This is a genomic window from Serratia sp. CY84636 (assembly GCF_052166245.1).
Taxonomy (GTDB): domain Bacteria; phylum Pseudomonadota; class Gammaproteobacteria; order Enterobacterales; family Enterobacteriaceae; genus Serratia; species Serratia nevei.
This window is the reverse complement of the sequence record NZ_JBJNOX010000002.1, coordinates 633415-658755: the sequence shown is the minus strand read 5'-3', so window position 1 is coordinate 658755 and position 25341 is coordinate 633415. Positions and strand designations below refer to the sequence as shown.

Genomic DNA, 25341 nt, shown 5'->3' with positions numbered 1-25341 from the left:
AAAGGTTGCTAATGAAATGGCATAACTGTTTCAGCATATTGGAATGTTACCGTCGGCGTTTTTTTCACCGCGCTTCCCATTGAGCCGCCGTTCGCCCCAATGCTACAATGTGATCTTAATCACACTATTCCCGATATTCCCCCGCATTTCCCTGTCGGCGCCCTGCCGGATGCGGCTTTTTGTTACATAGGATCGAGTTCGATGAGTACCATTGCCACCGGTTTAGTCATGATGCGCTGGGAGTTGCTGAGCGCCGTGATGATGTTCTTCGCCAGCCAGTTAAACGTCGTTTGCCGTAAGACCAGCCGTAACGGCATGGCGTTCATGTTCAGCAGCCTGGGCCTGTTTACCGCCTGCTGGTTCGTGATGGGCCTGATGGGCATCCACCTTACCCTGGAAGCCTTCACCCAATTCTGGTCTTCGGCCTGGGATCGCTACGTGGACGTGGTCAGCACCATGCCGGTCGATTGGCCGATGCCGTAATCTCGCCGCAGGGGCGGCGCACCGGCCGCCCAGCGATTATTCCGTTTCCGTTGGCGGCGCCGCCGCCAGCCGCGCCATCAAGGCCCCCGCCTCAATCAACAGCGCCTGCTCCCGCTCCGTTAAACAGCTCTCCATCGCCGCCAGCAGCCACGCCTCGCGTCGGCTGCGGCTTTGCTGCAGCAGGCCCAGCCCGGCGGGCGTCAGGCGCACTCGCACCCGGCGTTTGTCTTCGGCGTCCGGCGTGCGCACCAGCAAGTCATCGGCCTCCAGCTCACGCAACGCGGCCGCCAGGTTAGAGGAACGCATGCGCTCCGATTCCGCCAGCAGCGACGGCGTCGCCTCGCCGCCGTGGCGATCGATAGCCCCCAACAGCATCAGTTGGGCCCAGGATTTTTCGTCGCTGCGCGATTCGCGCCGTAAACGGCGCACCAGCGACATTAACTGCGTGCGCAGCAGCGTCACGTCTTCAGGATGATCTTTCTTCATTGGCATCAATCTAGCGTTCAGTTTATCCCTGCTTTCACACCGCCGGATCGCGCGGTGCCCTTCCTGGCTACCGCGCCGCTCTGGCTTAACCCAGTTACCTATGATAATATAGCTATTAATATATAGCAAAAAAGACACTGCATCGGCAGGGTTACGTTTGCTCACGCATTTGCCCCTCGCCGATTAGTTTGCAGTGTTATTATTATTTTGCTTAATAAATCCCTCCTTATTCAACGTGGTACGGTAAGCCGATGGAAGCGTGGAAAGTCAATCTGATCTCGGTCTGGCTCGGGTGTTTCTTCACCGGGCTGGCGATGAGCCAAATCCTCCCTTTTCTGCCGCTGTACGTCGAACAGCTCGGCGTCAGCGATCACCAATCCCTCAGCCTGTGGTCCGGGCTGGTGTTCAGCGGCACCTTTTTGGTCTCGGCGGTAGTCTCACCGCTGTGGGGCAGCCTGGCCGACCGCAAAGGCCGCAAGCTGATGCTGCTGCGCGCCTCGCTGGGCATGGCGATCGTCATCGCGCTGCAGGGGCTGGCCACCAACGTCTGGCAGCTGTTCGCGCTGCGCGCCCTGATGGGGCTGACGTCCGGCTATATTCCCAACGCCATGGCGCTGGTCGCCTCGCAGGCGCCGCGCGATAAAAGCGGCTGGGCGCTGGGCACGCTCTCTACCGGGCAGATCTCCGGCGTGATCACCGGGCCGCTCTTGGGCGGGCTGATGGCCGATCATCTGGGTCTGCGGGTGGTGTTTTTCGTCACCGCCGGGCTGATGTTCGTCAGCTTCCTGGTGACGCTGTTCCTGATTAAAGAGCGGCGCATCACGGTGAAAAAAGCGGATCAGCTGAGCGGCAAGGCGGTATTCCGTTCGCTGCCCTATCCGACGCTGATCGTCACCCTGTTCATTTGTACCCTGATGATCCAGCTGGCCAACTCGTCCATCAGCCCGATCCTGACGCTGTTCATCCGCGAGCTGTCCGGCGACGTCAGCAATATTGCCTTTGTCAGCGGCATGATCGCCGCCGTGCCCGGCATTGCGGCGCTGATCTCGGCGCCGCGCCTCGGGCGCCTCGGCGATCGCATCGGCACCGCGCGCATCCTGATCGCCGCGCTGCTGTTCACCACCGGGCTGTTCGCCGTGATGGCCTGGGTCAATACGCCGCTGCAGCTGGGCATTCTGCGCTTCCTGCTCGGCTTCGCCGACGGCGCGCTGATGCCGGCGGTGCAGGCGCTGCTGCTGAGGTATTCCTCCGATCAGGTAACCGGGCGCATCTTCGGCTATAACCAATCCTTTATGTACCTGGGCAACGTGGTTGGCCCGCTGCTGGGTTCGGGCATTTCGGCGATGATGGGGTTCCGCTGGGTGTTCGCGGTGACGGCGGTGTTGGTGCTTTGCAATGCGCTGCAGCTGCGCCATCAGTTCAAAAAAGTGGAGAGTCAACGCGCGGGATAACGGGAAATGCGGGGAAACGCCTCAAGCAGTGGCGGGACAATGACGCCCATCAACCGTGCCACCACTGCCAAAGGCGGCCGTAGCCTACTCGACGCGGCGGTCATTTAATATTTATGTAAGTAAATAAAGTGTTGCGGGCGTGTTGAGGGCCGCCGCAGCGGCCCTTGCGGATCAGAACATGGTATTGTCGTTGGCCGATTTTTCCGGCACATCCTGATTGACGTCCCAATGCTCGGTGATTTTCCCCTGATCGTTCACCCGATAAATATCCACGCTGGCGGTGCCGCGATCCTGCGGGTTATTTTGGTATTTGACGTGAACATAGACCAGATCGCCGTTGACCGCACTGCGGTATATTTTGGCGCTGTACTGCGGATTGTCCTTAAAGGTCTGGCTGAAAAAATCCAGGAACGGCTTGATGCCGTCGCCGACGAACGGGTTATGCTGCTTGTAGTTTTCCACAATCAGCCTCTGCGCCACGCCGATGTCGTGGCGGTTGAAGAAGCCCGCGTACAGATCTTCCACCACCTTCAGCTTCTGCTGGGCATGATGATAACCGCCTTTGCCGGCCGATTTGTAAGACGCCGCCTGATCCGTTGACAGCGCCGGGTAACTCGCCAGCAAGCCGCCGACGATCGCACAGGTGATCAATGCCTTTTTCATAACTGCTCCTTATTTTCCTGAGTGACCTACGATTTTCAGCTGCCCTTTCAGATGGGTGAAGCTGCCGTCCTTGGCGGCGATGTTGGTGTACACCTCGCCGCGCTCAAAGTCCTCGATATGCGTCACGTTGTCGCCGGACTGAGGCTCGTGCCAATAGACCATATAGACCTTCGGCCGAATCTCCACCGCAGTGTATTGCACGGTATCGGTGATGCCCTGCGACGCCTCGCCGATGCCGGTGAAGGTCATGGTCTTGTCATCGGTAAAATCCAGCTTGAAGGCGAAATCGCCGAAGGTCACCTGCACCACTTTACCGACCGCAATGAACTGCCCGTGTTTTTCCGTCATCGTTGCCGCCTTACTGTTAGTCAGGGAGGGTTGCGCCGCCGTAGCGGCGGGCAATGCCAGGGGGAAAGTCAGGGCTATCGCCAGCGCGATGCCCGTTCGCTTCACTGTTTTCATCGTTCCTTCTCCTTTCCGTGGTTGAAAACGAGAATCATTATTATTTCTTAACGATTGGCAGAAATATAAGAATAATCTCTATTCCTATCAGGCACCTGGCGGCAAAAAAAGACGGGGGAAAATCGCCGTAAAATGACATGGTAATAGCGCGTTCTGGCCATTGGTTTTTACGCAATGAACGGAATTTCTGCTTACAGGAAGGGAAACCACTCGGGGATTTGATGGGTCTATAGCGCAGACCGCTTTAAGCTAATGCGTATTTGTTCTTAAGCCGCCCACCGCCGGCAGGCGGCGGCGAACGGCGTGGCGTTTACCGCAGCCAGGGCGTATAAGTGACGCCGACCAGCAAGCCTTCCGGGCTAAGCAAACGGGTAACGCTCTGCCCCCACGGCTCTTGGCGATTGGCGACCAACAGCCGATAACCGCGATCGACCAGCCCCTGGGTGGCGGCCGCCATGTCGGCCACGTCAAACTCGATCCATGCCTGCGGCACCGCGAGATCCGCCGGCCAGCGATCGCCGCCAAAACAGGACTGCGCCGCCTGCGCCAGCGGCCACAGGGCAAAATGCTTCACCCCGTCCAGCGCGCCTTGCTCCGACAGCAGATAGGTTTCGTTGCCCGGCATCGGCTTGAGCGGCAACCCCAGTGCCTCGACATAAAACGCCTTGCTCTCGTCGCTCTCACGCGTGATGGGCCCGAATCCGGCGACAAACAACACGCCCAGCCCGGCAAACTGTTGATCCATGCTGCACTCCCTTTCGGTTAGCGCCCCAGCCGCACCTGCAGCGGAGCAAATCCATAGGCCGCCTTGAAGCGGTTGCTGAAATGGCTGGCGGAACTGAAGCCGCACGCCAGCGCGATCTCGGTGATCGGCTGTTGGCTATGCCGCAACAGCTGTTCCGCCCGCTGCAGCCGGGCGCGCATCACGAACTGGTGCGGCGCCAGGCCGGTGGCGTGCTTGAACATGCGGGCGAAATGGTATTCGCTCAACCCGGCCTGCGCCGCCAGATCCGCCAACAGCAAAGGCCGATCGAGGTGGCTTGCGATATATTCCCGCACCCGCCTGGCTACCGCAGGCGCCAGGCCGCCGCGCACCGGCGGCAGCTTCCACTGCAGCTGGCTGTAACGTTGGATCAGGTGTGACATCAGCAGGTTCGACGCGCTGCTGAGCGCCAGCAGATTGGCGCTGTCCTGCCAATCGCAGTTGAGCAAAAACTGGCGATACAGCAGCGTGATCTGCGGATCTTCGCCGAAGCTGCGCGGCTCTACGTTGATCGCCGCCGGGCTGCGATCCCAGGTCTGCTCCGCCAGCTGCCGCAGATGCCCGTCGGTGCAATACAGGTGCACGAACGACAGATCGCTGCGCACGTCCCAAGTGGAGGCGTATTGGCGCGGCATGATGCAGAACCGATCCGGCCCGCCGCCGTTGCGCCAGCCGCCCGGCACCTGCTGATAGCACTCATAGCCGTCGGCGACGTACAGGCTCAGAGTATGGTGGTCGGCGCTTTCCTGCGTGACGCGATCGTTGCAGTTGGACCAGGCGGCCAGCTCCACGCCGGTGCCCAGCAGCACGCTGCCGTGCAGCCGCGCCTTGTGCTCACGCAGTGTTTCAAACGCCTGATAGTTGGACATCGCCGGCCCCGTTGTTCGACATGCCGACAGTGTAAAGAGTGGCGCCGCCGCATACCAGCCGCCGCCCCGCGCTTTTGGCAAAAAAAGCGCAAGAATATGCAACTGAGCGCAAAGCGCTGCAAGCGCCGCCGCGCGCCAAAGCGGATACTGCGCCATCGGTTTTTTCGGAGTAACAAATAGAATGAATGCGCTGTTGTACCTCGCCGTGGTGCTGATTTGGGGCACCACCTGGATTGCGATCACCCTGCAACAGGAAGGGCCGGTGGCCATTCCCGTCTCGATCGCTTACCGCTTCGCCATTTCCGCCGCGGTGATGTTCGCCGTGCTGCTGCTAACGCGCCGCCTGCGCCGCCTCGCTCCGCGCGATCATCTGTTCTGCGTGCTGCAGGGCTGCTGCGTGTTCGGCTTCAACTTCTTCTGCTTCTACCACGCGGCGGCCTACATCAGCAGCGGGCTGGAATCGGTGATTTTCTCGATGGCGGTACTGTTCAACGCCCTCAACAGCCTGCTGTTTTTCCGCCAGCGCCCCAGCCCCAACCTGCTGCCGGCAGCGCTGCTGGGGTTGACCGGCATCGTGGCGCTGTTTTGGCAAGATCTGGCCGCCACCCGCATGGCGCCGGAGCTGCTCAAAGGCATCGGCCTGAGCGCGCTCGGCACCTACGGCTTCTCGCTGGGCAACATGATCAGCACGCGCCATCAGCGTCGCGGGCTGGATATCTTTTCCACCAACACCTACGCCATGACCTACGGCGCGCTGTTGATGGCGCTGATCGCCTTGGCGCAGGGCGCCTCGTTCCAGATGGAATACAGCAGCCGCTATATCGGCTCCCTGCTGTACCTGGCAATTTTCGGATCGGTGATCGCCTTCGCCGCTTACTTCAGCCTGCTCGGCCGCATCGGCGCCGGCGCGGCGGCCTACAGCACCCTGCTGTTCCCGCTGGTGGCGCTGACCATCTCAACGATCTACGAAGGCTATCAGTGGCACTTCAACGCCGTGCTGGGCCTGTGCCTGATCCTGCTGGGCAACCTGGTGATGTTCGCCAAGCCGGGGCTGAAATGGCGACGGACGGGTATCTCAAAACAAAACTCAACCCTTTGAAGCCATTGGCGAATATCGTTATCATCAGGTTTTGTTGATAACGGATGATGGCAAATGCTCAGAAGTGATGATGTGACACCCCGCGCCTACAAACAGGTGGACGTGTTTACCCGTACGCCGCTGCAGGGCAACCCCGTGGCGGTGGTACTGGAGGCCGAGGGGCTGAGCAGCGCGCAGATGCTGGCATTGGCCCGTTGGACCAACCTTTCGGAAACCACCTTTGTACTTAAACCGACGCACCCGGCGGCGGATTATAAGGTGCGCATTTTCACCACCGAAAAAGAGCTGCCCTTCGCCGGCCACCCAACGCTGGGCACCGCCCACGCCCTGCTGGAAGCCGGATTGACGCCCAAACGGCCTGGAACGGTGATGCAGGAATGCGGCGTCGGCCTGGTGGCGGTCAATATCCAGCCGGAAGGCATATTGGCGTTCACCGCACCCGAAGTTGAGTTTCGCCCAATGGCGGCTGAGGAAACAGAACGGCTGATGGCCGCTTTACGGCCCGCGGTGATTGAAGGAGGCCCCCTGCCGGTGATTGCCGAGATGGGCATTCGCTGGCTGATGGTGCGCCTGCCGGACGCACCATCCTGCCTGGCGGTGACGCCGGATCAGGCCACGATTAAACAGCTGCAAACGGCTTGCGATGCGGATGGCGTGGTGATCTATGGCGCCTGCACCACGGCCGAACCGGCCGATTACGAAATGCGCGCGTTTATGGTGGAATGCGGTGTTTTGATTGAAGATCCGGTAACCGGCAGCGCCAACGCCTGCCTGGCGCGCTTATTGAAGGCCAACCGCTTTCCCGACGGCGGCCAGACCGCACAGGGCTACCTGGTGCGCCAGGGCACCCAACTGAATCGAGATGGCCGCGTGAGCGTGCGCTTTATTGACGGCGAACCCTGGATCGGCGGGCACTGTCGCACCCTGATTAATGGCACATTGGGTATTTAGTTTTGGGGGTAAGAAGATAGTGAGCATCTTTTGGGAACGTCAATTAGCAACGCTCAAAGCCTATGTTTAGCTGTTCTTCATTACATAGGTCAACAAACTGCTGAGAGACAATTATTCTTTCACAATAGATGCTATCCCTAGCAATAAAGAACTCCCTGTCACACTTGTAAGCAGGCACATCAATGAGCTTGCTTCCATCCTCAAGTTCTCTGAACGTCGAGGCTTCCTCATCAATAATTGAAAAATAATTATTCACTTTACACAGAAACATCGTTTCAGTTACGTTTTCTACCGCGCACTCATAGAATGACATTTCAGAAGAAACCTTACGTTCAAATACAGCCTTAGCTCTTTTTGAAAAAATTTGAATTCCGAGACTGGCAGGAAAATAGTCATGCAAATTAAAAATATCGCTACTCAAAACGCTTGGCATTTTCCCTTTTGGCAGTGAGTAGGATAGGAAATTACCATCACCTTCATTCCAAATAAAAAAGCTGGACAATCTTGATTTCGGATCGGGAAAACAAATCAAGTTATCGCCAAATGTAAAGCTACTGAAAGTATAGAAGTTCATGTCACTCTCATTCAACCTAATTTAACGATGTTGCATTTTATTTTCTTTCTTGCTAAGCGCTCTTTGATTAGGGAAAAAATAGCATCCCAATCACCACCTCCCAATCCTGCACCAATCATAGGCAATTGTATACTAAGCCTTTCTTTTAATGCACAATCAGAAACCAGACTTAGACATTCTTTAAGTGCTTCATATGAAACATACTGAGCATTATCATCTTTACTTTTCTTTAGTCCATCCTGAGCCAACACATTTGCAATATATACCCGCTCATTTTCGTTCACACAGATGAACTGTACATTCCCAAGAAAAAAATCCTTTTTTTCAGAGAACCACTTTAAATATTCTTCCTTTACTGCTGGATAGCGTTTTGATAGAGGAACAACAAAGCCTTTTCCCCACTTACCCTTGTTATTCATAATATGAATGATCATTTTAGATTTTGACAAAGGAATAGATGCATCACCATAGCTAAAACTGACATAATCATTCAAAACATCAGAGGTGATTGTCTTATTCCATTCGCTTTCAAATTCAAGACTAGTTATCAACTTTGACTCAGAAAGGTCAAGCTCACTTTTCTTACCATCATAAAGTAAAAAACCTATATCTTCGTGCCAATCTTCCAAAGATGAGGATGAATAATACAAATCATTTATTATAGTTATTTGTCTTGTTGCAACATCGCCATTAAACTCGGTATAGATCCTCCCTTCGCCAGAAATGAGTTCACATGTGCCTTTATAATAATTCTTATCGGACTCCACAGTTCTTTCCTCCTCCTACGACAGATGGAATAAGTTATTTATAACAGTCAATCACCATGTTACTTACAATAACCCTCTAATTTTCAATGCCACTATCAAAAAACTCAAAGCTTCAATTAACTACTAGCATTCAATAATCTCGAAATCCTTTTAACTATGAAATAAGAAAACCGAAAAAATTATTTGATTCTAAAGACAATAGCCGCTCATCGTCACCTGCCTTATATTTTAAGAAAACCCCTGAGAACGGATCGTCACTATAATTTACTCCAACTATGCTAACCTCCTGCTCAGTTTTAAATGACTGGGAATAAATTGACATCATGGAAAACTTATCATCCTCATCCACCTCAAACCATGGAACGATGTTTTCAACTAAACGTGAATTAACAATCCCATCATTACCGATGTAAACCTCAAAAATAGCCTCACCTGATATAAAGTAAATCCTGTCATACATCGGGTGAAAAACCGGCGGCGTATCCGAAGCTATGTAGCCAGTGACAACTGTATCACTCACCCCAAATTTAATTACATGCCCACTAAACTTACTCATATACTCCATAAGCTAACGCCAGAATGAAAAATCAGATATGAAAATTTCGTTTATTATCACCCCAGCAGGAATATAGTTTATCGCATCGGCGATCTCATCATATGGAGGTGGGAGGATAAACGAAACACCAAAGTCATCATTAATAATGATTGAACCATTGTATATTTTCTGTGATGTCGTCAGCTTGATTATATCTATTATTTTCATTCCTGGGAATATGATTCCATTGTAGCTTCCTTGATAATGAGCATTACATCCAAGTGACAAAATGACACCGTTTTTATCAGTTACGACGGTCAAGGTATTGTCGACTGTATATGACTTTCGCTCACTCCCGTCAGGTAGGAAGTAGCTTTTAATCTTAACGCTAAATCTGGAGTGCATTTCATTAATATATAATGAAATATTTCCATTTATAGCGACATTTCCCATGGAAACACCCGACACAATCCTAGCCTTAAAATCAATCATATTAGACACCGTAATATTAAATTATTTATCAATGTGTACGGATGGATATTTCAAAATTATCAAACCTGCTCTTTTAGATACTTTTCATTCTAGACATTCTGAATCGACTGAGAATTGCAGACTCTAACAACATCACTTGTTTTAATCATTAAAAACTAGAGTGTTTCTCTCAAGATTGTGATCTTTTATATAGCTATTCTCCCATTCAAAATAATCATCCGGTGCTGTACGAGGAAAACCCTTCTCAAAATATCTATCACCATGTGACATTACCATACCCCAATAATATTCATCCTCATGGCCTAACATACAGGCCTCCATAAAACTCTTGGGTGGTGTTGTAAACATAGGTGTATTGTTAATTATGTAACTTGCTTCCTCTTCACTTTTTCTTCCATAAAAAACAATCACTCCATAAATAATATGGACCCAAGAATAAAAATTCATAATGACACTTTCATTTTTATTAGATTCATTCAAAAATACCAGCTTATCAATTAATCTATTATTTTCAAACATATTAATCATTACCCACCTAGATTATACACCGTGTCACTTACTTCCAATAACGCACTAATCCGATCAATGTAACACCAGAAAATATCCGCCGAACAGTCGCCGTTGTCACATCACTCCTGCGACAACCGACGGTGCTGCCACAGGAGGCTTATAAACTCTTCGAACTATGTGGTTAGTAAGAGAGAGTATTACCCTCCTATTAAGACACTTATCTTGGTTTAAATGGATGAAGACATTGTTTAAAGACTTCCCTCATAGTCTCGTCACTCATTTTACTTAAAGAATCATGTTGATATTTATTAATTTTTTTCATTACTGCAATCTCATTATCCGGGTTTTGTATGTCATAAAACTTTCGCTCAAACTCTCCAAGATAATCAATATCAATCAACTTATCAAAGAAACTATTGATTGCATAACTGCCAGCATACTCTAATGACTCAACATCATCACAAGAAAACTTAACATACATTATAAGTTTCTTCAGTGCACTAATTTCAGCCTGAGTAATAATCATTTTCTTTTTATTTTCATCCACCACAACTCCCCCTTGCCTTAATCTGATTAAAGGTTAACTTACTTCTCGTTTCATAATTCATTTTAGATACTATGGAATAAGGATTTCCCCCAGAGTAAAGGACGTCTTTTAATTTCAGCCTTCCATTATGAATGTATTCAAGGGCGGATGACTGTTTTATGTTACTCATTTGCACAGGATCTGCTTTAAAGATAATGGCATAATCACCTCTTCCTACATGCTTAGGATCATTAATAAGAATGTCCCGCATGACATCGTTAGGTGACATAAGTATATCTGTTATATAAACCTTCCCCTTGGCGTTAGCCTCGAGAACTCCTGTTTTCATTATACTCTCAAAACCGCTTTTATCCGTATAATGTATAAAGACACTATCACCACTCAACCCCAGCGGATCCACCCATATCAGCGGGTTCGGCGCATACTGATAAAGGTTTAACCCGCCGCGCAACCCTATCGGATCCTGCGTGGTGAAACGCCCCACCTCGGGTTCGTAGTAGCGGAACAGGTTGTAGTGCAGGCCGCTTTCGTCGTCCTGATATTGCCCGGCGTAGCGCAGCGGCTGCTGGTATTGCGCACCCTGCCGCTTCGCCGCGCCGGCCACCGTCTGGCCCTGCAGCTTGCCGAAGGTGTCGTATTGCCCGGACCAGCACAGGTTGCCCGCCGCGTCGGTCACCTCCAGCGGCGCGCTGTTCAGATCGGTGTGATACCAGTAAATATCTGCCGAGCGGCTGTCGCCCGCCTGCTCCAGCGCCGCCAGCGGGCTCCACGGACTGGCCGGATCATAGCTCCAGCTGCGGCGGCTGCCGTCGTCGCGCTGCTCCTGCAGCAACCGGTAGCCCTGCCACAGGAAACGGGTCGTCTGTTCGGTTTTGCCCTTGTAGCGCACCGCCTTGCGGCTGCGGCGGCCCAGCGCGTCGTAATGGTACTGCGCCTCGAACTCGCCCTGCGGGCCGCGGCCGTGCGCCTGCACCAGTCGGTTGTCGGCGTCGTAGCGGTAGTGCTGTTCGTACAGGCCGTTGCGCCGGCTGATCAGGTTGCCCCAGGCGTCGTAACGGTAAAACAGTTTTTGCCAGTGCGTCAGCCGGTTATCGGCGATCGGCGCCAGCGGCAGGTGCGCGTCGATGTCGCTCTGCGGGCTGCGTTCGCCCAGCAGGTTATCCGCCAGATCGTACACCAGCCGCGCGCCCGGTTTGCCCTGATTGGGCTCGCGGTGTTGCAGCAGGCGGCCTTCGGCGTCGTAACCGTAGTGCACTTCGCCGCGCAGCGCGTCGCTCACTCCGGCCAGCTCGCCGCGGCCGGTATAGCGATAAGCGCGCCACAGCACGCCGTCTTCCGGCCGGGTCAGTTTGTCGTGGCCGAAGGCGCTGCTTTGCCAGCTGCGGCGCCCCATGGCGTCGTAACGCCGCTGCTGCTGCAGCGCGCCCTGGCTGCGGCCGGTTTCCCGGTGCAGGCGATCGCGGGTGAATTCGCTCACCACCTGCTGGTTGAATTTGATGGCGCTGGCGTGGCCGGAGCCGTAATACAGCCACTGCAGGCGATCGCCCTGCGGCAGCGTCAGCGCCTGCAGGTTGGCCAGCGCATCCCACTGGTATTGCAGCTCGCCATTCACGCCCTGCTCACCGAGCAGCCGCCCGGCGGCGTCATAGCGCATCTGCACGCTGTCCGGCTCGATGCCCAGCGCCGCGCCGCTCGCCGTCGGCAGGCGGTTCAACTCGCGCAGCCGCCCCATGGCGTCGAAACGGTAATGCCATTCCGCGCTGGCGTTGCCGCGCCAGACCAGCTGCCCGGCCTCGTCGAAGCGGAAGCGCTGTTCGCGCTGCGTCAGCTCGCCTGCGCTGCCCGGCAGGCCGACCTCGCGGTGCTCCTCCAGCAGCCCGGCCGCGCCGTAGCGATAATAGTGGCGAGTGTCGTCCGGGCGCTCCTCGGCCAGCACGCGGCCCACCGCATCGTAGCTGAAGCGGTAGTCGCCGCCGTTGCCGTTCTCCAGCCGCGTCAGCCAGCCCTGCGGGCTATAGTGATAGCGCCGGGTGCGGTTAATGCGGTCGGTGATGCTGACCGGCAGCCCCAGGGCGTTGTACTGCCAGCGGGTCAGGCTGCCCAGCGCGTCCTGATGTTCTGCCAGCTGGCCGTGCGCATTCCAGTTAAAGCGCTCTTCGCCGCCGTCCGGGTGGATCAGGGTGTGCAGGCGGCCGCCGTTATCCCACCGGTAATGGGTCTGATGGCCTTCGGCATCGGTCTGTGCCGTCAGTTGCCCCAGCGCATCGTAGGTATAAGCCGTCACGCTGCCGGAACAGTCGGTGTAGCGCGTCAGCTGGCCGCGGGCGTCCCACTCCAGCTTCACTTCCCCGCCCAGCGCGTCGATCACGCCGGCCGGCAGGCTCTCTTCGTCATCCGGGTAGCGGTACAGCGTGGCATTTCCCAGGGCATCGACATAGCGCGTCGGGCGCCCCAGCGAGTCCCAATGCTGCGCCTCGCTGCTGCCGTCCGGGTACGCGACGGCGAACAGCCGGCCGCTGTTGCGCGAATATTGATAGCGCGTCACGCGGCCGAGCGGATCGGTCTCCGACAGCAGGCGGCCGTAAGGATCCCATTCGCTCTGGCGCTGCGCGCCGCCGGGCAGCAGCACGCTGCACAGCTCGCCGCGTTGGTAGATAAAACCGTAGCGGCGCTGGTCGAAATCGGTGTACTGCGCCACGTTGTCGTCGTCATCCAGCCGCCACTCCGCCCGCTTGCCGTCGCCGCGCACCGCGCTGCGGCGCCCGCCGGCGAAGTCATAGCCGAACTCAAGGGATTCCCCGGCGCTGTTGCGGTAGGCCGTCACGCGCGGCACGCCGTCGATCTCTTGCCATTGGTATTCGTTCAGCAACCCGGCGGCGTCCTGGTGGCTGATCATCAGGCCGTCGCGCCAGCCAAAACGGCGCGTTACCTCACCGGCGCGGTTGCTCACCGTCGTCAGTTGGCCCTGCTCATCGTAGCCGTAGCGCGCCAGCGTCCGTTCGCCTTCGGCGGTTTGCAGCGCCACTTCGCGCAGGCGGCCCTGCGCATAGCGGCACATCAGGCGCTGCCCGGCGCTGTCCACCAGTTCGCTCAGCAACCCCTCGTCGTCGTAAAACAGCGAGGTGGCGTTGCCGATGGCGTCGGTGATCATGCTGAGCCGGCTCGGCTGGTCGCCCGCCAGCGGCGGGTAGTGGAAAATCTGTTCGCCGACGTCAAACAGCTGCCAGCTGCCGTCGTCGTTGTGCATCAGCCAGCATTTTTCGGCTTCGCAGTAGGTTTTGTGGCCGCGCGGCACCTGCGGGAAAGCGACGAAGTCGCCGGAAGGGGCGCGCCACACCAGGCCGTCCTGATACGGCTGCAGGCTGCTCTCCCAGAACAGGTTCCAGCCGCGGCCCAGTACGCCGTCGCCGGGGTTGCCGCTGCGCCAATAGCGCTGCCAGGCGACCGGCAGGCGCGAAGGCAGCACGAAATCGAGATCGTCTTCGCCGTCGAGGAATTTCTGGCCGCTGACGATATCCACCGGCCGGGCGATAATGCCGACGGCCGCGGTGGCGGTCATCAGGGTGCCGGCGCGGCAGGCGATGCGCGCCAGCTTGTTGATGCCGGGCAGCTTGCCCAACAGTTTGCCGAGCGCCCCCAGCTTGCCGGCGGCGCCGCCCACGCCACCCACCAGGCCGGCGAACAGCAGCGTCAGATCAGAGACCTTGTACAACCAATCCGGCACTTCGGGCTTGATCGGCAAGGTAGTGACGGTGCCGCCCCCAATAAACACGTTGGGCGAGCCTTCCATCACCTGCGCGTCGCAGTTGGTTTTGTCCCCCACGCGCGAGGCGGGCTGGCCGTTGATGCTGACCTTGTCAGAGCCCTGCGCCATCTGCATGCTCGGGCCGTCGTCGCTGCAGGCCACCTGGCTGTTGGTGGCAAGCGCGGCGGGTTTGCCGTTGATGAAGACGTTGGGGGAGCCGGTGACGATATTGCCTTTGGGGGTCAGGCTACCGGCACCGGCGTCGGCAATGCCGTCGCGCGCCGCGGTGGCCGCCTCCCCGGTGAGATACCCCACCGCCAGGCTGGCGCCGATGAGCAACACGCCAACGCCAATACAGGAAGCCGCCAGGCCGGCGACGAACAGCGCACCCGCCGCCACCGCGCCTGCGGCGGCGATCAGGCCGCCGACAAGGGTGCCGGCAATCATGCCGGCCAGGGCATGGGAATGCCCGATGGTATCGCCGACGCGGGCCGCTTCGGTCATCGTAAGGTCCTTTTACGTGAAGGGTTCATCGTTATGCCGCCCGGTAGCTGCTCAGCACCTGCTGCAGCAGGGCGTCGTCTTGCGGCGTCAGCTTGCGCGCCATCGCCAGGGTGAACACCAGCACCCGGCCCTCCGCCAGCGCGAACACCGCCTGGTTTTGCCAGATGCGCTTGCCGTCGCGCAGGTAGCTGGCGTGCACCCATTCACCGGCGGTTAATCCATCGCCCAGCGTCGCCGGCTCGCGGCTTTTGAACGCCCAGCCTTTCAGCCCCTGCGCCAGCGCATCGAGCTGGCGGGTGACGTAGCCTTCGAGGTTTTCCGCCGGCTGCAGCGCATCGCGGGAAATATTGATTGAGGGGGAAACATCATCGCCGGCCAACAGCACGTTGACGGTGCGATCGGCATAGCCTTCCGGCAAAGCGACGCTGCCTTCGCTGAAAGCGCAGCGGGATAAAGCGGACATGCGAGGATCCTTTTGCATAAATAATGCTTAAGCATCGCATAACTTAGCCTTGAAATAAAACCATCAGGCACCGCCAATGTTGCGCGGCGTGACCGCGTTCACTGTGTGCAAGGCCGTGGCCGGAACCTTGCCCGGAATCGGGCCGTAACATTACAGAATTATCTGAAACCATCGGCGCGCCGACGCCCTGATTATGGCTATACTCGGCTATCGTCCGTTTTTCAGGAGATTAGGATGCTGAGATTCACCCGTAGCGCGCTGCTGTGCGCCACGCTGGCCGCGTTCCCCGCCGCCGCCGAAACGCCGAAGTTCGGCCCGGAGCTGCAGGGTTTTCACTACCCTTATCCGTTGCAGCAGTTCAGCTTCACCTCGCAGGGGCAGCCGTTAAAAATGGGCTATATGGACGTGCCGCCGGAAGGCGCCGCCAACGGCCGCACCGCGCTGTTGCTGCACGGTAAAAACTTCTGCGCCGCCACCTGGCAGGACACCATCAAGGCGCTGAGCAAGGCCGGCTACCGCGTGATCGCGCCGGATCAAATCGGCTTTTGCTCCTCCACAAAACCGGCGCATTACCAGTACAGCTTCCAACAGCTGGCGCAAAATACCCACGGCCTGCTGCAGAACCTGAAAATCAGCCGGGCCATCGTCATCGGCCACTCCACCGGCGGCATGCTGGCCACGCGCTACAGCCTGATGTATCCGCAGGCAGTCGAGCAATTGGTCATGGTCAACCCGATCGGCCTCGAGGACTGGAAGGCCAAAGGCGTGCCGTGGCGCAGCGTCGATCAATGGTTCGAGCGCGAGCTGAACACCACCGCCGAGGGCATCCGCAACTATGAGCAGCGCACCTACTACGGTGGCAACTGGAAGCCGGAGTACGATCGCTGGGTGGATATGCTGGCCGGGCTGAACAACGGGCCGGGCCATCGCCTGGTGGCGTGGAACTCGGCGCTGATCTACGACATGATCTTCACCCAGCCGGTGTATTACGAGTTCAAGGATCTGCAAACGCCCACCACCTTGATGATCGGCACCGCCGACACCACCGCCATCGGCAGCGATATCGCCCCGCCGGCGGTCAAGGCCAGGATCGGCCACTACGCGGAGCTGGGCAAACAGGCGGCGAAGCTGATCCCGCACGCCACGCTGATCGAGTTCGCCGGGCTGGGCCATGCGCCGCAAATGGAAGAACCGGAGCGTTTCCATCAGGCACTGCTCAAGGCGCTGCAGCCCTGAGCGGCCGGTTGGCGTAGCCGCCGCGCGGCGGTTAAACTTTCAGCTGGCACTCAACGGCAGGAGACAGCCATGCGACAGATTATTGCCAGCGCCTTCGTCAGCCTCGACGGCGTGATGCAGGCGCCGGGCGGGCAGGACGAAGATCGCAGCGGCGGCTTTCAATTCGGCGGCTGGACAGCCCCCTACTGGGATGACGCCATTGCGGAAACGATGGGCGATCTTTTCTCCGCGCCGTTCGATCTGCTGCTGGGGCGGCGCACCTACGACATTTTCGCCGGCTACTGGCCGCAGATCACCGACGAGGCCGATCCGTTTTCCGCCGATATCGCCCGCGTGTTCAATCAGGCCACCAAGTACGTCGCCACCCACCACGGCGAGACGCTGGCGTGGCAGAACAGCCAGTGGCTGGGGCGGGACATCATCGCCCGGCTGCGCGAGCTGAAGCGCACCCAGGGGCCGGTGCTGCTGGTGCAGGGCAGCAGCACGCTGATGCAGCAGCTGCTGGCCAACGATCTGGTGGACGAACTGCGCCTGCTCACCTACCCGGTGCTGCTCGGCGGCGGCAAGCGGCTGTTCGATGACAACGCGGCGCCGGCGGCCTTTACGCTGGCCCAATCGGTGGTCTCGCCCGGCGGCGTGATCGTGGCCCACTACCGCCGCGCCGGCGCGGTGGCGACCGGCTCCTTCGTGGCGGAAAGCGCGGCGGCGGCCCAGGCGTAAAAAAAGGGCCGTTCGGCCCTTTTCTCTTTTCCTTCCTCACCCTCAGGCAAACAGAATATCGCTCTGCTCCACCTGCCCGACCACATGGATCTTGAAGTCGGCGGCGTAGCTGTTGCTGTGGGTGTTCATCAGCAGATCGGTGGTGCCGTTGAAGGCGTCGAAGTTGAGCTGGATCTCGCCTTTCTGGCCGCTGAAGGCGCTGCCGCTGTCGATAAAGCGCAGCTCGCTCAGGCTGTTGTTGAAGCGCAGGCCGGAGAGATCGATCTTGTCGATGCCGTGCTCGAAGTCTTCAATCACGTCGAACGCCGCCACCGTGGACTCTTTGGCATTGAGATAGACGAAATAGTCGGTGAAGTTGTTGGCGTCTTTGCCGCCCCACAGATGATCCGCCCCCATCCCGCCGTACAGGATGTCCGAACCGGCGTTGCCCGCCAGCAGGTTGTCCTGATCGTTGCCGATGATCACATCGCGCCCGCTGCCGCCGATGGCGTTCTCGATGATCGCCCCGCGCGCGATGGCGACGTTCTGCGTGCCGCCGCCGACGCTGGAGAACGCGCCGTCGTTCAGGTTGATCATCTGCTGCTGGCTGTAGCCGGAGAAGTCCAGCGTGTCGTTGCCGCCGGCGTCCCACACCGCGAAGTTGACCGGTTTGCCGTTGTCCGCCGTGGCGGTCAGGAAATCGCGCCCGGTGTTGGAGTTGAAGCCGTACACCGTGTCGCCGGTGCGGGTGCTCATGTTAGCGCCGTACAATTTTTGGATCGCGGCGATGTCATCCACCATCGGGCCATAGCCGTACACCCCTTTGGTGTCGGCGCCGGTATAACCGGCGTTGAAATAGCTCATGATCGAGTATTGCAACGAATCCTGATAGTAAGCGGCATCGTTCTGGTAGCTCGGGTTGCCCAACGAGGCGTCATAAGATCCCGGGTGCGCCAGCCCCAGGGCATGCCCCAGCTCGTGGGTGAAGGTCTGGCTGCTGAAGTCGCCGCTAACCGGCGCCTGATGGGTGGCGAAGTTTTTGTTGAACCACACCGTGCCGGCAAAGGCGTTATCGCTGCCCGGCTTGGAGCTCGGCGGGTAATAGGCGTACGCGTTGATGGCATTCGGGCCGCTGCCGGCGGCGGTGCTGCCGTCGGCGCGCTGGGTGAAGTACGCGAAGGTGATGTCCGCGCGGTGGTTGATATCGGTGGACGCCGCCTCGGTAAAGGTCACATTCGCCACGTCGGCCCAGGCCTGCATCGATTTCAGCGCCTGTGCCTGCGCCGCCTGAGTCAGCGGTTGCAGCCCCTTGTCACCGTCACCGGTTTGGCCGATGCGGTTCAGCGCGCTCTGCGTCAGGAAGGAATAGGTCAGCGCCACCGGCTGGTGATAGACCTGATCGCCGTTGTGCGTCAGGCCCGGCCGCGTCAGCTGATCGGCGGCGCGATCGAAGCTGAAGTTATCGCGGATTTTACCCAAGTTGTTAATGGCGGCTCCGCCGCGCTGGTTGCTGTACAGGTTGGCGTTGTCCAGCGTAAACAGCGCGCCGTACCCTAACCCATCATAGAGGCTGCCGGGCTGGTGATAGTAAAACTGATAGTTATGATCGTTGGGGGATGTGGCGGACAGGCTGGTGAACTCATCGTCATCTTGCAAAATATCGTTGTGGCGACTGCTCATTGCATTCTCCTTTTACACAGTAGGAATCCACTCGCTTTGTAAGACTATTCATCAGTCGTTCTAATCTAAGCCAAGGCTTAGGATTGACCAGTATAGTAATTAACCCCGACGGCGCGACCCGACGCCGCCGTGCATCATCGCGCCGGGCGTTAAGACGGAAATAATCATAACGATTTGTATTAGCGAAGTATTAATGAGAAAGATAAGCGTATCGGCGGGCTAATGACTCGTCTTTATGGGCATGTTATCGCCGGTTAGATCAGAATTATCGAGGATTAAAAAAGCTAATCCTTACCTCATCATCCCGCAGGGAACGTGCTAAGGTGTGAACGGACAGCCGAAAGGAGTGACCCGATGCCAACCCATTTCCTTATGCGCGCCTTGCGCCGCGCCAGCCTGACAGGAGTCGTTATGAGCGTATTGTGCAGCAGTGCCCTGGGCAGTTCACTGCCGTTGCTGGAACCCGCCGCGCTGAAGGGAGACTGGCAGCTCGCCGCCATCGGCGACGGTAAAACCGTCTGCGAGGTGCAGCTGAGCGACGAAGCGGTGGCCAACACCAACGCCTTCCGCTTCAGCGCCTCCGCCCAGTGCCTGCAACCGCTGGCGCTGCAAACGTTGCCGGTCGCCTGGCGGCCGACGCCGGACGGCATGACGCTGACCGACGCCGAAGGCAGCATGGTGGCGTTTCTGGCCCTGACCGCGCCAAAGCGCTATGAGCTGATCGATCGCGGCGGCCCTTCGCGCTTTGTGCTGATCCCGCGCTAATCCCTCAGGCCAACAGCAACCCGAGCAGCGCGCCGCCCGCCAGCACCCACAGCGGATGGAGGCGCTTGCTCATGCTCAATCCCGTCGCCAGCGCCACGATCGCCGCCAGCCGCCAGCTGGGTGCGGAAGCCTCGGCGATCAAGATACCGCTGGCCGCCACCAGCCCCACGGTCAACGGCACCAATCCGGCCTGCACGATGCGGCGCCACGGGCGATCCTTAAAGCGCCGCCAGGCGCCCATCACCAGCAGCGTGACGATCGAAGACGGCCCGAACTTGGCGACCGAAGAAACCAGCAGCCCCGCCCAGCCGGCGACGTGCCAGCCGACCAGCGGCACGATCATCATGTTCGGCCCCGGCGCGGCCTGCGCCATGGCGAACAGCGCGCTGAACTCCTGGGCGCTCATCCATTGATGCACCTCCACCACCTGCCGCTGCATCTCCGGCAGAATGGTCATCCCGCCACCAAACGCCAGCAGAGAGAGCTCGGTGAAGATCAGCGCCAACGCAATCAGAACCCCGCTCATGACGGCCACCGCCACATCAGCAGAATGCTCAGCGGCGCCAGCACCAGCATGGTCGGCAGCAGCGGCAGGCGCAGCCAGGCGATGGCGATCAAGGCCAGCGCGACGATCGCCAGCGCCGGCCATTTACCGCGCAGCGGCAGCAGCATCTTGATCCCGGTCGAGAGCAGCAGCCCGGCCGCGGCGGCGGCCAGCCCGGCGAACACATGCTGCACATGCGGATCGTTTTGGAAGCGGGCGTAGACCACGCCCAACCCCACCACGATCGCCGTCGGCGCACTGATGAGGCCCAGCAAGGCGCACAGCGCGCCGCGCAGCCCGCGAAATTCCATGCCCACCGCCACCGACAGGTTGATCACGTTGCCGCCGGGCAGAAACTGGCACAGCCCGAGCAGCTCGGTGAACTGTTCGCCGCTCAACCAGCGCCGGCGCTCCACCAACATACTGCGCGCCAGCGGCAGCACGCCGCCGAAGCCGATCAGCCCCAGCCACAGAAAGCCCACAAACAGCTCCGCGTTGCCCGGCGCTGCCGCCGGGTGCGGTTTTAACGTATTGATATCTGACATGACATTGCCATTCCACATCGCTTGTTTTGATGTCTGGTATCATGCGCGCCGCCGTGCCATGATGTCTAATGCATTCCGGAACAACTAAAGATACCTTTGAGGTATGGCTATGATCGAACTGCGTCGCCTGCGGGCATTCGTCACCGTGGTGGAAGAAGGCAACATCACCCGCGCTGCCGAGCGGCTGTTTATCCAGCAGCCGCCGCTGACCCGCCTGCTGCAGGGGCTGGAAGATGAACTGGGCGTCACCTTGTTGCAGCGCCTGCCGCGCGGCGTGCGCGTCACCGAAGCCGGCGGCGTGCTGTTCGAAGAGGCCCGCGCCCTGCTGGCGCGCGCCGAACGCCTGCGCGAAGCGGTGCAGCGCGCCGCTCGCGGCGAGCAGGGGCACATCGCCATCGGCTTCACCAGTTCCGCCGCGCTGCATCCGTTCGTGCCCAACCTGCTGCGCCGCTACCGCGACATCCTGCCGGGCATCACCACCCAGTTGGAAGAAGCCGGCAGCGGCGAACTGATGGAGGCGTTGCTGGAACAGCGCCTCGACGCCGCCTTCGTGCGCTCGCCGGCCAGCGGCATTCCCGGCCTGAGCGTGGAGCCGGTGCTCAGCGAACCGATGATCGTCGCCCTGCCGCTGGGCCACCGGCTGGCGCAAGAAACGCAGCAGCCGCTGCCGCTGGCCGAACTGGCCCACGAGGCGTTTATTCTCTATCGTCGCCCGGCCGGCCAGGGGCTGTACGACGCCATCCTGGCCGCCTGCCACCGCGCCGGCTTCAGCCCGCGCATCGTGCAGGAAGCTCCGCGCCTGCCGGCCACCCTCAGCCTGGTCGGCGCAGGCCTGGGGCTGTCAGTGGTGCCCGGCTCGATGCGGCGGCTGGGCGGCGACGGCATCGTCTACCGCACCCTCGCCGAAGAAGCGCAGCTCAGCGCCCCACTTTACCTGGCGCTGCGCCGCAGCCCGGCTTCGCCGATCGTCGAACGGTTTCGTCAGCTGGTGCTGGAGACCGTGGGGGAGTCATAAAAAGCCCGAACGGCCAATAAAAAATGCCGTTCGTTTATTATTTATTTAAACCGGTCGGCGACTAAAATTAATTCCAATTAATGACTATTCAACTTCCGAGTAATTAATCAAACCCGTTCTCACTTAGTAACAAACGCAAACAAATAAGCGCCTACCCAATAAATTCCAGCCGCTAGGATTTAAGGGTCACAGCCTGTTCCCGCCGATGACAAAAAATCATTTCAATGGCGCTCGCGCCTTCCCTGTCGCCTGCCTCTGCAGGCGCACGGTTTTATATTGGAGAAAATGCTATGCTATCGCGTCGTGATATATTGAAAGTGTCCGCCGTCAGCGCGGCCGCCGCCGGCATGATCGGCGGCATCGCTAAAAATGCCGCTGCCGACGACCACCGCAATATCGTGCCTCCCAGCAGCTACCAGCCGCCTGCTAATGCGCAGCATCTCTATAAGTACAAATTCACCGACAGCAAGAAACGCAGCCTGCCCAGCGGCTGGGCGCGCGAGGCCACCGTCGAGCAGTTTCCAATCTCCGAAGGCGTGGCGGGCGTCGACATGACGCTGGAGCCGGGCGGCGTGCGCGAGCTGCACTGGCACGCCATCGCCGCCGAATGGGCGTTTATGCTGGAAGGCCATGCGCGCATCACCATTCTCGATCCCGAGGGCAAATGCGAAGTGGCGGATTTCGGGCCCGGCGACGTGTGGTATTTCCCAAAAGGCTACGGCCATTCCATTCAGGCGCTGGCGGACGGCGCACATTTTATTCTGGCGTTCGATAACGGCCATTTCTCCGAATTCGGCACCTTCAGCATCACCGACTGGGTGGCGCATATGCCGAAAGAGGTATTGGAAAAAAGCGTCGACATGCCGGCGGCGGTATTTTCCAAGGCCAAACAGGGTGAGGCCTATATTGTTGGCGGCGCCGTTCCGCCCGCCCTGCCATTGCCGAAAAACGACGGCGGATTAAATAACGCCCCGCTGACCCACCGCTATGAATTAATGAAGCAAAAGCCGTTCTTTGAAAATGACGCCGGCAGCGTGCATTTGGTGTCATCGAAAGAGTTTCCCATTTCCACCACCATGACCGGCATCATCGAGATCGTGAAACCCGGCGCGATCCGGGAATTGCACTGGCACCCCAATGCCAACGAATGGCAATACTATATTGCCGGTAAGGGCCGCATGACGGTGTTCAGCTCACATGGCCACGCGCAGACGGAAGAGTATGCCCCTTCGGACGTCGGTTACGTGCCGCAGGGCTTCGGCCATTACATCGAGAACATCGGCGATGAGGATTTGAAAGTGCTGATCGTGATGGACAACGGCATCTATCAGGATATTTCGTTGTCCGACTGGCTAGCGAAAACCCCGGCCTACCTGCTGGCGGATAACTTCAACAATCAGGCTGAGGACTGGCAGGATCGGCCGAAAGACAAACGGGTCATGTCACGGCGCAGCCGCTGACGCCATGGCGAGGGAGAGACTCCCTCGCCGTCCGGCCTGCGCTTACAGCGTGGCGTTAAAGAACGGCACCAGCTTCTCCAGCGCCTGGGCTACCGGCTCCGGTTTGTCGTAGAGATCGTAATGCGACCAGCCTTCCACCACCATCAGCTCTTTGTGCTGCGATTTGGCGCGGCGCACGATCTCATAGCCGTCGCGCAACGCGCCGAACAGGCCGGGTTTGCTGCCGACGATCACCAACAGCGGCTGGGTCAGCAGCACTTCCGCCAGGTGGAACGCATCCCAACCCACGGCCACCGCGTTATGGGAATACAGCGTCTTGTTTACGCCGTTCGGCTTCTCGCCGCGCGCCGTCCGGTAGTATTCCGTCGCCTCGCGCAGATCGATATCGGCACCGTCTTGTTGCGCCGCCTCAACGCTCGGGTACAGGCCTACGTCCACGCGCAACGCCGCGCCGCGCGCCTCTGCGGTGCGCTGCCGGGCAATATCCTCCAGGAAAGCCACAGGATCGCCGTTGGCCAACACGCCCTCGCGCATCACCCGGCCATAGTTGGCGCCGGTGATGGTCGCCACCGCTTTGATGCGTCGCTCCGTCATCGTGGCGTTGATGGCGTAACCGCCGCCACCGCAGATACCGAGCACGCCGATACGCTGGTCGTCAACATAGTCCAGCGTCACCAGATAATCGGTCACGACGCGAAAATCTTCCACGCGCTGAGCGGGATCTTCGATAAAGCGCGGTTCGCCACCGCTCTCGCCCTGGAAGCTGGCGTCGAATGCGATGACCACAAAGCCGGCTTTCGCCAGCGCCGCGCCATAGACATTGCCCGAGGTCTGCTCTTTGCAGCTGCCGATCGGGTGGGCGCTGATGATCGCCGGGTACTTTTTCCGCTCGTCGAAATCCGGCGGGAAATGAATATCCGCCGCGATGTCCCAATACTGAAGCTTGATTTTGACCGTTTTCATCATGAGTTCCTCACAGGGTTGCTGGCTCGGGAAACGCGCTCGGCATCGCTTCCGCTGGGATAACGCTCACTTTAGACGTCGTATTGTTCTTTGAGAAGCACAGGGAATGGACTACAGTGTTAAGCTGTGATTTACAATGCGGAGCGTCTCGATGGATCCTTCCCTGCTTCCCTCACTGGCGTGGTTCGCGCATATCGCGCAGCACCGCAGCTTCACCAAAGCGGCGGCCCAAATGGGCGTTTCCCGCGCCGCGCTGTCGCAAAATCTAAAGGCGCTGGAAAAACAGCTGAACGTCAAGCTGCTCTACCGCACTACCCGCGATATGTCGCTCACGGAGGAAGGGCAACGCCTGCTCGAGGCTCTGGCGCCCGCCCTCAACGCGATCGAACACGCCGTCGGCACGCTGGAAGAGAGCCGTCACGAGCCGGCGGGGCTGCTGCGGATAAACGCCTCGCGCACGGCCGCCAAGCACTTTATCGAACCGCATATTGGCGAATTTCTGGCGCGCTATCCCAGATTGAAGCTTGAACTGGTGATGGACGACGGCATGGCCAGCATCATTTCCGAAGGCTACGACGCCGGCGTGCGGCTGGGTGAAAGCCTCGCCGAGCATATGGTGGCGATCCCCATCACCCCGCAGGTGGAACTGGTGGCGGTGGCCACGCCGCAATACCTCAGCCGCTACGGCACGCCCGCCACGCCGGCGGATCTGGTCAACCACAACTGCATCGCTTTTCGCCACGCAACCAGCGGGGCCATTTATCAATGGGAGTTTTCCACCCTTGAGCGGCACGCGCGCCATACCTTTTCCGTCGAGCCGCAAGGCAGCATGATCACCAACGACGACGACGGCATGATCCGCGCCGCGTTGCAGCATGTCGGCATTATTCAGCACTTTGATTTCGCCGTGAAGGCGCTGGTGGAACGCGGTGAACTGGTGCGGATCCTGCAGCCTTGGTCACAGCCGTTTCCCGGCTTCTACCTGTATATCCCCTCCCGTGAGCACATGTCTTCCAAGGTCAGGGCGCTGCTGGACTTTCTGGTCGAGAAGCGCGCAGGCTAAGCCGGCC

At 58.4% G+C, this 25341-nt stretch carries 27 protein-coding genes; 10 read left to right on the top strand and 17 right to left on the bottom strand.

All coding sequences use genetic code 11. The features are described 5' to 3' along the window. The first annotated feature begins 201 nt into the window (after window positions 1–201). On the top strand, window positions 202–483 hold the full coding sequence (locus ACJ8QI_RS07715; protein ID WP_033634498.1) for a YjcB family protein: 282 nt from the start codon (window positions 202–204) through the stop codon (window positions 481–483). 36 nt (window positions 484–519) lie between these two features. Here the strand turns inward: ACJ8QI_RS07715 and ACJ8QI_RS07710 are convergent, their stop codons facing one another. Then, on the bottom strand, window positions 520–969 hold the full coding sequence (locus ACJ8QI_RS07710; protein ID WP_087762849.1) for a MarR family winged helix-turn-helix transcriptional regulator: 450 nt from the start codon (window positions 967–969) through the stop codon (window positions 520–522). 251 nt (window positions 970–1220) lie between these two features. Here ACJ8QI_RS07710 and ACJ8QI_RS07705 point away from each other — a divergent pair, with 251 nt between their 5' ends. Next, complete coding sequence (locus ACJ8QI_RS07705; RefSeq protein ID WP_442532298.1) at window positions 1221–2420, top strand: multidrug efflux MFS transporter; 1200 nt, start codon at window positions 1221–1223, stop codon at window positions 2418–2420. Between the two features lie 171 nt (window positions 2421–2591). Here ACJ8QI_RS07705 and ACJ8QI_RS07700 read toward each other — a convergent pair whose 3' ends face one another. From ACJ8QI_RS07700 to ACJ8QI_RS07685, 4 genes are all read right to left on the bottom strand, one after another. Further along, window positions 2592–3083, bottom strand: a complete 492-nt coding sequence (locus tag ACJ8QI_RS07700; RefSeq protein ID WP_047727596.1) for a nuclear transport factor 2 family protein — start codon at window positions 3081–3083, stop codon at window positions 2592–2594. A gap of 9 nt (window positions 3084–3092) precedes the next feature. Beyond that, the gene (locus ACJ8QI_RS07695; RefSeq protein ID WP_204275775.1) at window positions 3093–3545 is read right to left on the bottom strand and encodes a MoaF-related domain-containing protein; all 453 of its coding nucleotides are present in this window, start codon (window positions 3543–3545) and stop codon (window positions 3093–3095) included. A 310-nt stretch (window positions 3546–3855) separates the two neighbouring features. Continuing rightward, complete coding sequence (locus ACJ8QI_RS07690; protein WP_060439984.1) at window positions 3856–4290, bottom strand: glyoxalase/bleomycin resistance/dioxygenase family protein; 435 nt, start codon at window positions 4288–4290, stop codon at window positions 3856–3858. A gap of 17 nt (window positions 4291–4307) precedes the next feature. Next, a complete protein-coding gene (locus ACJ8QI_RS07685; protein WP_043143838.1) occupies window positions 4308–5177 on the bottom strand; it encodes a helix-turn-helix domain-containing protein in 870 nt (289 codons plus the stop codon). A gap of 181 nt (window positions 5178–5358) precedes the next feature. Between ACJ8QI_RS07685 and ACJ8QI_RS07680 the strand changes: the two genes are divergently transcribed. Beyond that, window positions 5359–6276, top strand: a complete 918-nt coding sequence (locus ACJ8QI_RS07680) for a DMT family transporter (RefSeq protein WP_070915567.1) — start codon at window positions 5359–5361, stop codon at window positions 6274–6276. A gap of 54 nt (window positions 6277–6330) precedes the next feature. Continuing rightward, entirely contained in the window at window positions 6331–7227 is an 897-nt protein-coding gene (locus tag ACJ8QI_RS07675) for a PhzF family phenazine biosynthesis protein (protein ID WP_442532297.1), read from the top strand. A 43-nt stretch (window positions 7228–7270) separates the two neighbouring features. Here the strand turns inward: ACJ8QI_RS07675 and ACJ8QI_RS07670 are convergent, their stop codons facing one another. The 8 genes from ACJ8QI_RS07670 to ACJ8QI_RS07635 form a co-directional block, all read right to left on the bottom strand. After that, window positions 7271–7801: an imm11 family protein gene (locus tag ACJ8QI_RS07670; protein ID WP_149572405.1), complete on the bottom strand. Its 531-nt coding sequence runs from the start codon at window positions 7799–7801 to the stop codon at window positions 7271–7273. A gap of 11 nt (window positions 7802–7812) precedes the next feature. Further along, window positions 7813–8568: a macro domain-containing protein gene (locus ACJ8QI_RS07665; protein WP_442532296.1), complete on the bottom strand. Its 756-nt coding sequence runs from the start codon at window positions 8566–8568 to the stop codon at window positions 7813–7815. Between the two features lie 154 nt (window positions 8569–8722). Beyond that, window positions 8723–9124, bottom strand: coding sequence for a hypothetical protein (locus ACJ8QI_RS07660; RefSeq protein WP_387441078.1), 402 nt, complete (start codon window positions 9122–9124; stop codon window positions 8723–8725). A gap of 12 nt (window positions 9125–9136) precedes the next feature. Then, on the bottom strand, window positions 9137–9595 hold the full coding sequence (locus ACJ8QI_RS07655) for a hypothetical protein (RefSeq protein WP_130018267.1): 459 nt from the start codon (window positions 9593–9595) through the stop codon (window positions 9137–9139). A 141-nt stretch (window positions 9596–9736) separates the two neighbouring features. Then, window positions 9737–10123: a hypothetical protein gene (locus tag ACJ8QI_RS07650; protein ID WP_149572402.1), complete on the bottom strand. Its 387-nt coding sequence runs from the start codon at window positions 10121–10123 to the stop codon at window positions 9737–9739. Between the two features lie 199 nt (window positions 10124–10322). Further along, complete coding sequence (locus tag ACJ8QI_RS07645) at window positions 10323–10652, bottom strand: hypothetical protein (RefSeq protein WP_236553314.1); 330 nt, start codon at window positions 10650–10652, stop codon at window positions 10323–10325. Beyond that, window positions 10645–14901, bottom strand: a complete 4257-nt coding sequence (locus tag ACJ8QI_RS07640; protein ID WP_442532295.1) for an RHS repeat-associated core domain-containing protein — start codon at window positions 14899–14901, stop codon at window positions 10645–10647. Before ACJ8QI_RS07640 ends, ACJ8QI_RS07645 begins: the two co-directional genes overlap by 8 nt. Before the next feature lie 31 nt (window positions 14902–14932). After that, window positions 14933–15364, bottom strand: a complete 432-nt coding sequence (locus tag ACJ8QI_RS07635; protein ID WP_180548578.1) for a DcrB-related protein — start codon at window positions 15362–15364, stop codon at window positions 14933–14935. A 234-nt stretch (window positions 15365–15598) separates the two neighbouring features. Here ACJ8QI_RS07635 and ACJ8QI_RS07630 point away from each other — a divergent pair, with 234 nt between their 5' ends. Next, window positions 15599–16600 carry an alpha/beta fold hydrolase gene (locus ACJ8QI_RS07630; RefSeq protein ID WP_089185948.1) on the top strand — a complete coding sequence of 334 codons (1002 nt, stop codon included), beginning with the start codon at window positions 15599–15601 and terminating at the stop codon, window positions 16598–16600. Window positions 16601–16669: 69 nt separating this feature from the next. Next, window positions 16670–17320 (top strand): dihydrofolate reductase family protein, encoded by a 651-nt coding sequence (locus ACJ8QI_RS07625; protein WP_084827834.1) that lies wholly within the window; start codon window positions 16670–16672, stop codon window positions 17318–17320. A 42-nt stretch (window positions 17321–17362) separates the two neighbouring features. Here ACJ8QI_RS07625 and ACJ8QI_RS07620 read toward each other — a convergent pair whose 3' ends face one another. Then, the gene (locus tag ACJ8QI_RS07620) at window positions 17363–18979 is read right to left on the bottom strand and encodes a serralysin family metalloprotease (protein WP_442532294.1); all 1617 of its coding nucleotides are present in this window, start codon (window positions 18977–18979) and stop codon (window positions 17363–17365) included. A 411-nt stretch (window positions 18980–19390) separates the two neighbouring features. On the opposite strand from ACJ8QI_RS07620, the gene ACJ8QI_RS07615 reads away from it, so the two are divergent. Beyond that, on the top strand, window positions 19391–19744 hold the full coding sequence (locus tag ACJ8QI_RS07615) for an AprI/Inh family metalloprotease inhibitor (RefSeq protein ID WP_060419020.1): 354 nt from the start codon (window positions 19391–19393) through the stop codon (window positions 19742–19744). Window positions 19745–19748: 4 nt separating this feature from the next. On the opposite strand, the gene ACJ8QI_RS07610 is transcribed toward ACJ8QI_RS07615, so the two are convergent. Together ACJ8QI_RS07610 and ACJ8QI_RS07605 are read right to left on the bottom strand one after the other, a co-directional pair. Then, window positions 19749–20270, bottom strand: coding sequence for a chromate transporter (locus tag ACJ8QI_RS07610; protein WP_060440697.1), 522 nt, complete (start codon window positions 20268–20270; stop codon window positions 19749–19751). Beyond that, complete coding sequence (locus tag ACJ8QI_RS07605) at window positions 20267–20833, bottom strand: chromate transporter (protein ID WP_033634481.1); 567 nt, start codon at window positions 20831–20833, stop codon at window positions 20267–20269. Before ACJ8QI_RS07605 ends, ACJ8QI_RS07610 begins: the two co-directional genes overlap by 4 nt. A 103-nt stretch (window positions 20834–20936) precedes the next feature. On the opposite strand from ACJ8QI_RS07605, the gene ACJ8QI_RS07600 reads away from it, so the two are divergent. Together ACJ8QI_RS07600 and ACJ8QI_RS07595 are read left to right on the top strand one after the other, a co-directional pair. Beyond that, window positions 20937–21848, top strand: a complete 912-nt coding sequence (locus ACJ8QI_RS07600; protein ID WP_060439994.1) for a LysR family transcriptional regulator — start codon at window positions 20937–20939, stop codon at window positions 21846–21848. A gap of 290 nt (window positions 21849–22138) precedes the next feature. Then, window positions 22139–23308: a cupin domain-containing protein gene (locus ACJ8QI_RS07595; protein WP_060419024.1), complete on the top strand. Its 1170-nt coding sequence runs from the start codon at window positions 22139–22141 to the stop codon at window positions 23306–23308. A gap of 42 nt (window positions 23309–23350) precedes the next feature. On the opposite strand, the gene ACJ8QI_RS07590 is transcribed toward ACJ8QI_RS07595, so the two are convergent. Continuing rightward, entirely contained in the window at window positions 23351–24271 is a 921-nt protein-coding gene (locus tag ACJ8QI_RS07590) for an alpha/beta hydrolase (protein ID WP_442532293.1), read from the bottom strand. A 151-nt stretch (window positions 24272–24422) separates the two neighbouring features. Between ACJ8QI_RS07590 and ACJ8QI_RS07585 the strand changes: the two genes are divergently transcribed. Then, a complete protein-coding gene (locus tag ACJ8QI_RS07585) occupies window positions 24423–25334 on the top strand; it encodes a LysR family transcriptional regulator (RefSeq protein ID WP_103686723.1) in 912 nt (303 codons plus the stop codon). Window positions 25335–25341: the final 7 nt, after the last annotated feature.

Coding starts and splice junctions, on each gene's coding strand:
- ACJ8QI_RS07585 (WP_103686723.1), top strand. CDS start 24,423: ATGGATCCTTCCCTGCTTCCCTCACTGGCGTGGTTCGCGCATATCGCG.
- ACJ8QI_RS07650 (WP_149572402.1), bottom strand. CDS start 10,123: ATGATTAATATGTTTGAAAATAATAGATTAATTGATAAGCTGGTATTT.
- ACJ8QI_RS07660 (WP_387441078.1), bottom strand. CDS start 9,124: ATGAGTAAGTTTAGTGGGCATGTAATTAAATTTGGGGTGAGTGATACA.
- ACJ8QI_RS07655 (WP_130018267.1), bottom strand. CDS start 9,595: ATGATTGATTTTAAGGCTAGGATTGTGTCGGGTGTTTCCATGGGAAAT.
- ACJ8QI_RS07680 (WP_070915567.1), top strand. CDS start 5,359: ATGAATGCGCTGTTGTACCTCGCCGTGGTGCTGATTTGGGGCACCACC.
- ACJ8QI_RS07640 (WP_442532295.1), bottom strand. CDS start 14,901: ATGACCGAAGCGGCCCGCGTCGGCGATACCATCGGGCATTCCCATGCC.
- ACJ8QI_RS07625 (WP_084827834.1), top strand. CDS start 16,670: ATGCGACAGATTATTGCCAGCGCCTTCGTCAGCCTCGACGGCGTGATG.
- ACJ8QI_RS07710 (WP_087762849.1), bottom strand. CDS start 969: ATGAAGAAAGATCATCCTGAAGACGTGACGCTGCTGCGCACGCAGTTA.
- ACJ8QI_RS07620 (WP_442532294.1), bottom strand. CDS start 18,979: ATGAGCAGTCGCCACAACGATATTTTGCAAGATGACGATGAGTTCACC.
- ACJ8QI_RS07700 (WP_047727596.1), bottom strand. CDS start 3,083: ATGAAAAAGGCATTGATCACCTGTGCGATCGTCGGCGGCTTGCTGGCG.
- ACJ8QI_RS07630 (WP_089185948.1), top strand. CDS start 15,599: ATGCTGAGATTCACCCGTAGCGCGCTGCTGTGCGCCACGCTGGCCGCG.
- ACJ8QI_RS07705 (WP_442532298.1), top strand. CDS start 1,221: ATGGAAGCGTGGAAAGTCAATCTGATCTCGGTCTGGCTCGGGTGTTTC.
- ACJ8QI_RS07695 (WP_204275775.1), bottom strand. CDS start 3,545: ATGAAAACAGTGAAGCGAACGGGCATCGCGCTGGCGATAGCCCTGACT.
- ACJ8QI_RS07635 (WP_180548578.1), bottom strand. CDS start 15,364: ATGTCCGCTTTATCCCGCTGCGCTTTCAGCGAAGGCAGCGTCGCTTTG.
- ACJ8QI_RS07685 (WP_043143838.1), bottom strand. CDS start 5,177: ATGTCCAACTATCAGGCGTTTGAAACACTGCGTGAGCACAAGGCGCGG.
- ACJ8QI_RS07595 (WP_060419024.1), top strand. CDS start 22,139: ATGCTATCGCGTCGTGATATATTGAAAGTGTCCGCCGTCAGCGCGGCC.
- ACJ8QI_RS07610 (WP_060440697.1), bottom strand. CDS start 20,270: ATGAGCGGGGTTCTGATTGCGTTGGCGCTGATCTTCACCGAGCTCTCT.
- ACJ8QI_RS07615 (WP_060419020.1), top strand. CDS start 19,391: ATGAGCGTATTGTGCAGCAGTGCCCTGGGCAGTTCACTGCCGTTGCTG.
- ACJ8QI_RS07675 (WP_442532297.1), top strand. CDS start 6,331: ATGCTCAGAAGTGATGATGTGACACCCCGCGCCTACAAACAGGTGGAC.
- ACJ8QI_RS07690 (WP_060439984.1), bottom strand. CDS start 4,290: ATGGATCAACAGTTTGCCGGGCTGGGCGTGTTGTTTGTCGCCGGATTC.
- ACJ8QI_RS07605 (WP_033634481.1), bottom strand. CDS start 20,833: ATGTCAGATATCAATACGTTAAAACCGCACCCGGCGGCAGCGCCGGGC.
- ACJ8QI_RS07715 (WP_033634498.1), top strand. CDS start 202: ATGAGTACCATTGCCACCGGTTTAGTCATGATGCGCTGGGAGTTGCTG.
- ACJ8QI_RS07590 (WP_442532293.1), bottom strand. CDS start 24,271: ATGAAAACGGTCAAAATCAAGCTTCAGTATTGGGACATCGCGGCGGAT.
- ACJ8QI_RS07600 (WP_060439994.1), top strand. CDS start 20,937: ATGGCTATGATCGAACTGCGTCGCCTGCGGGCATTCGTCACCGTGGTG.
- ACJ8QI_RS07670 (WP_149572405.1), bottom strand. CDS start 7,801: ATGAACTTCTATACTTTCAGTAGCTTTACATTTGGCGATAACTTGATT.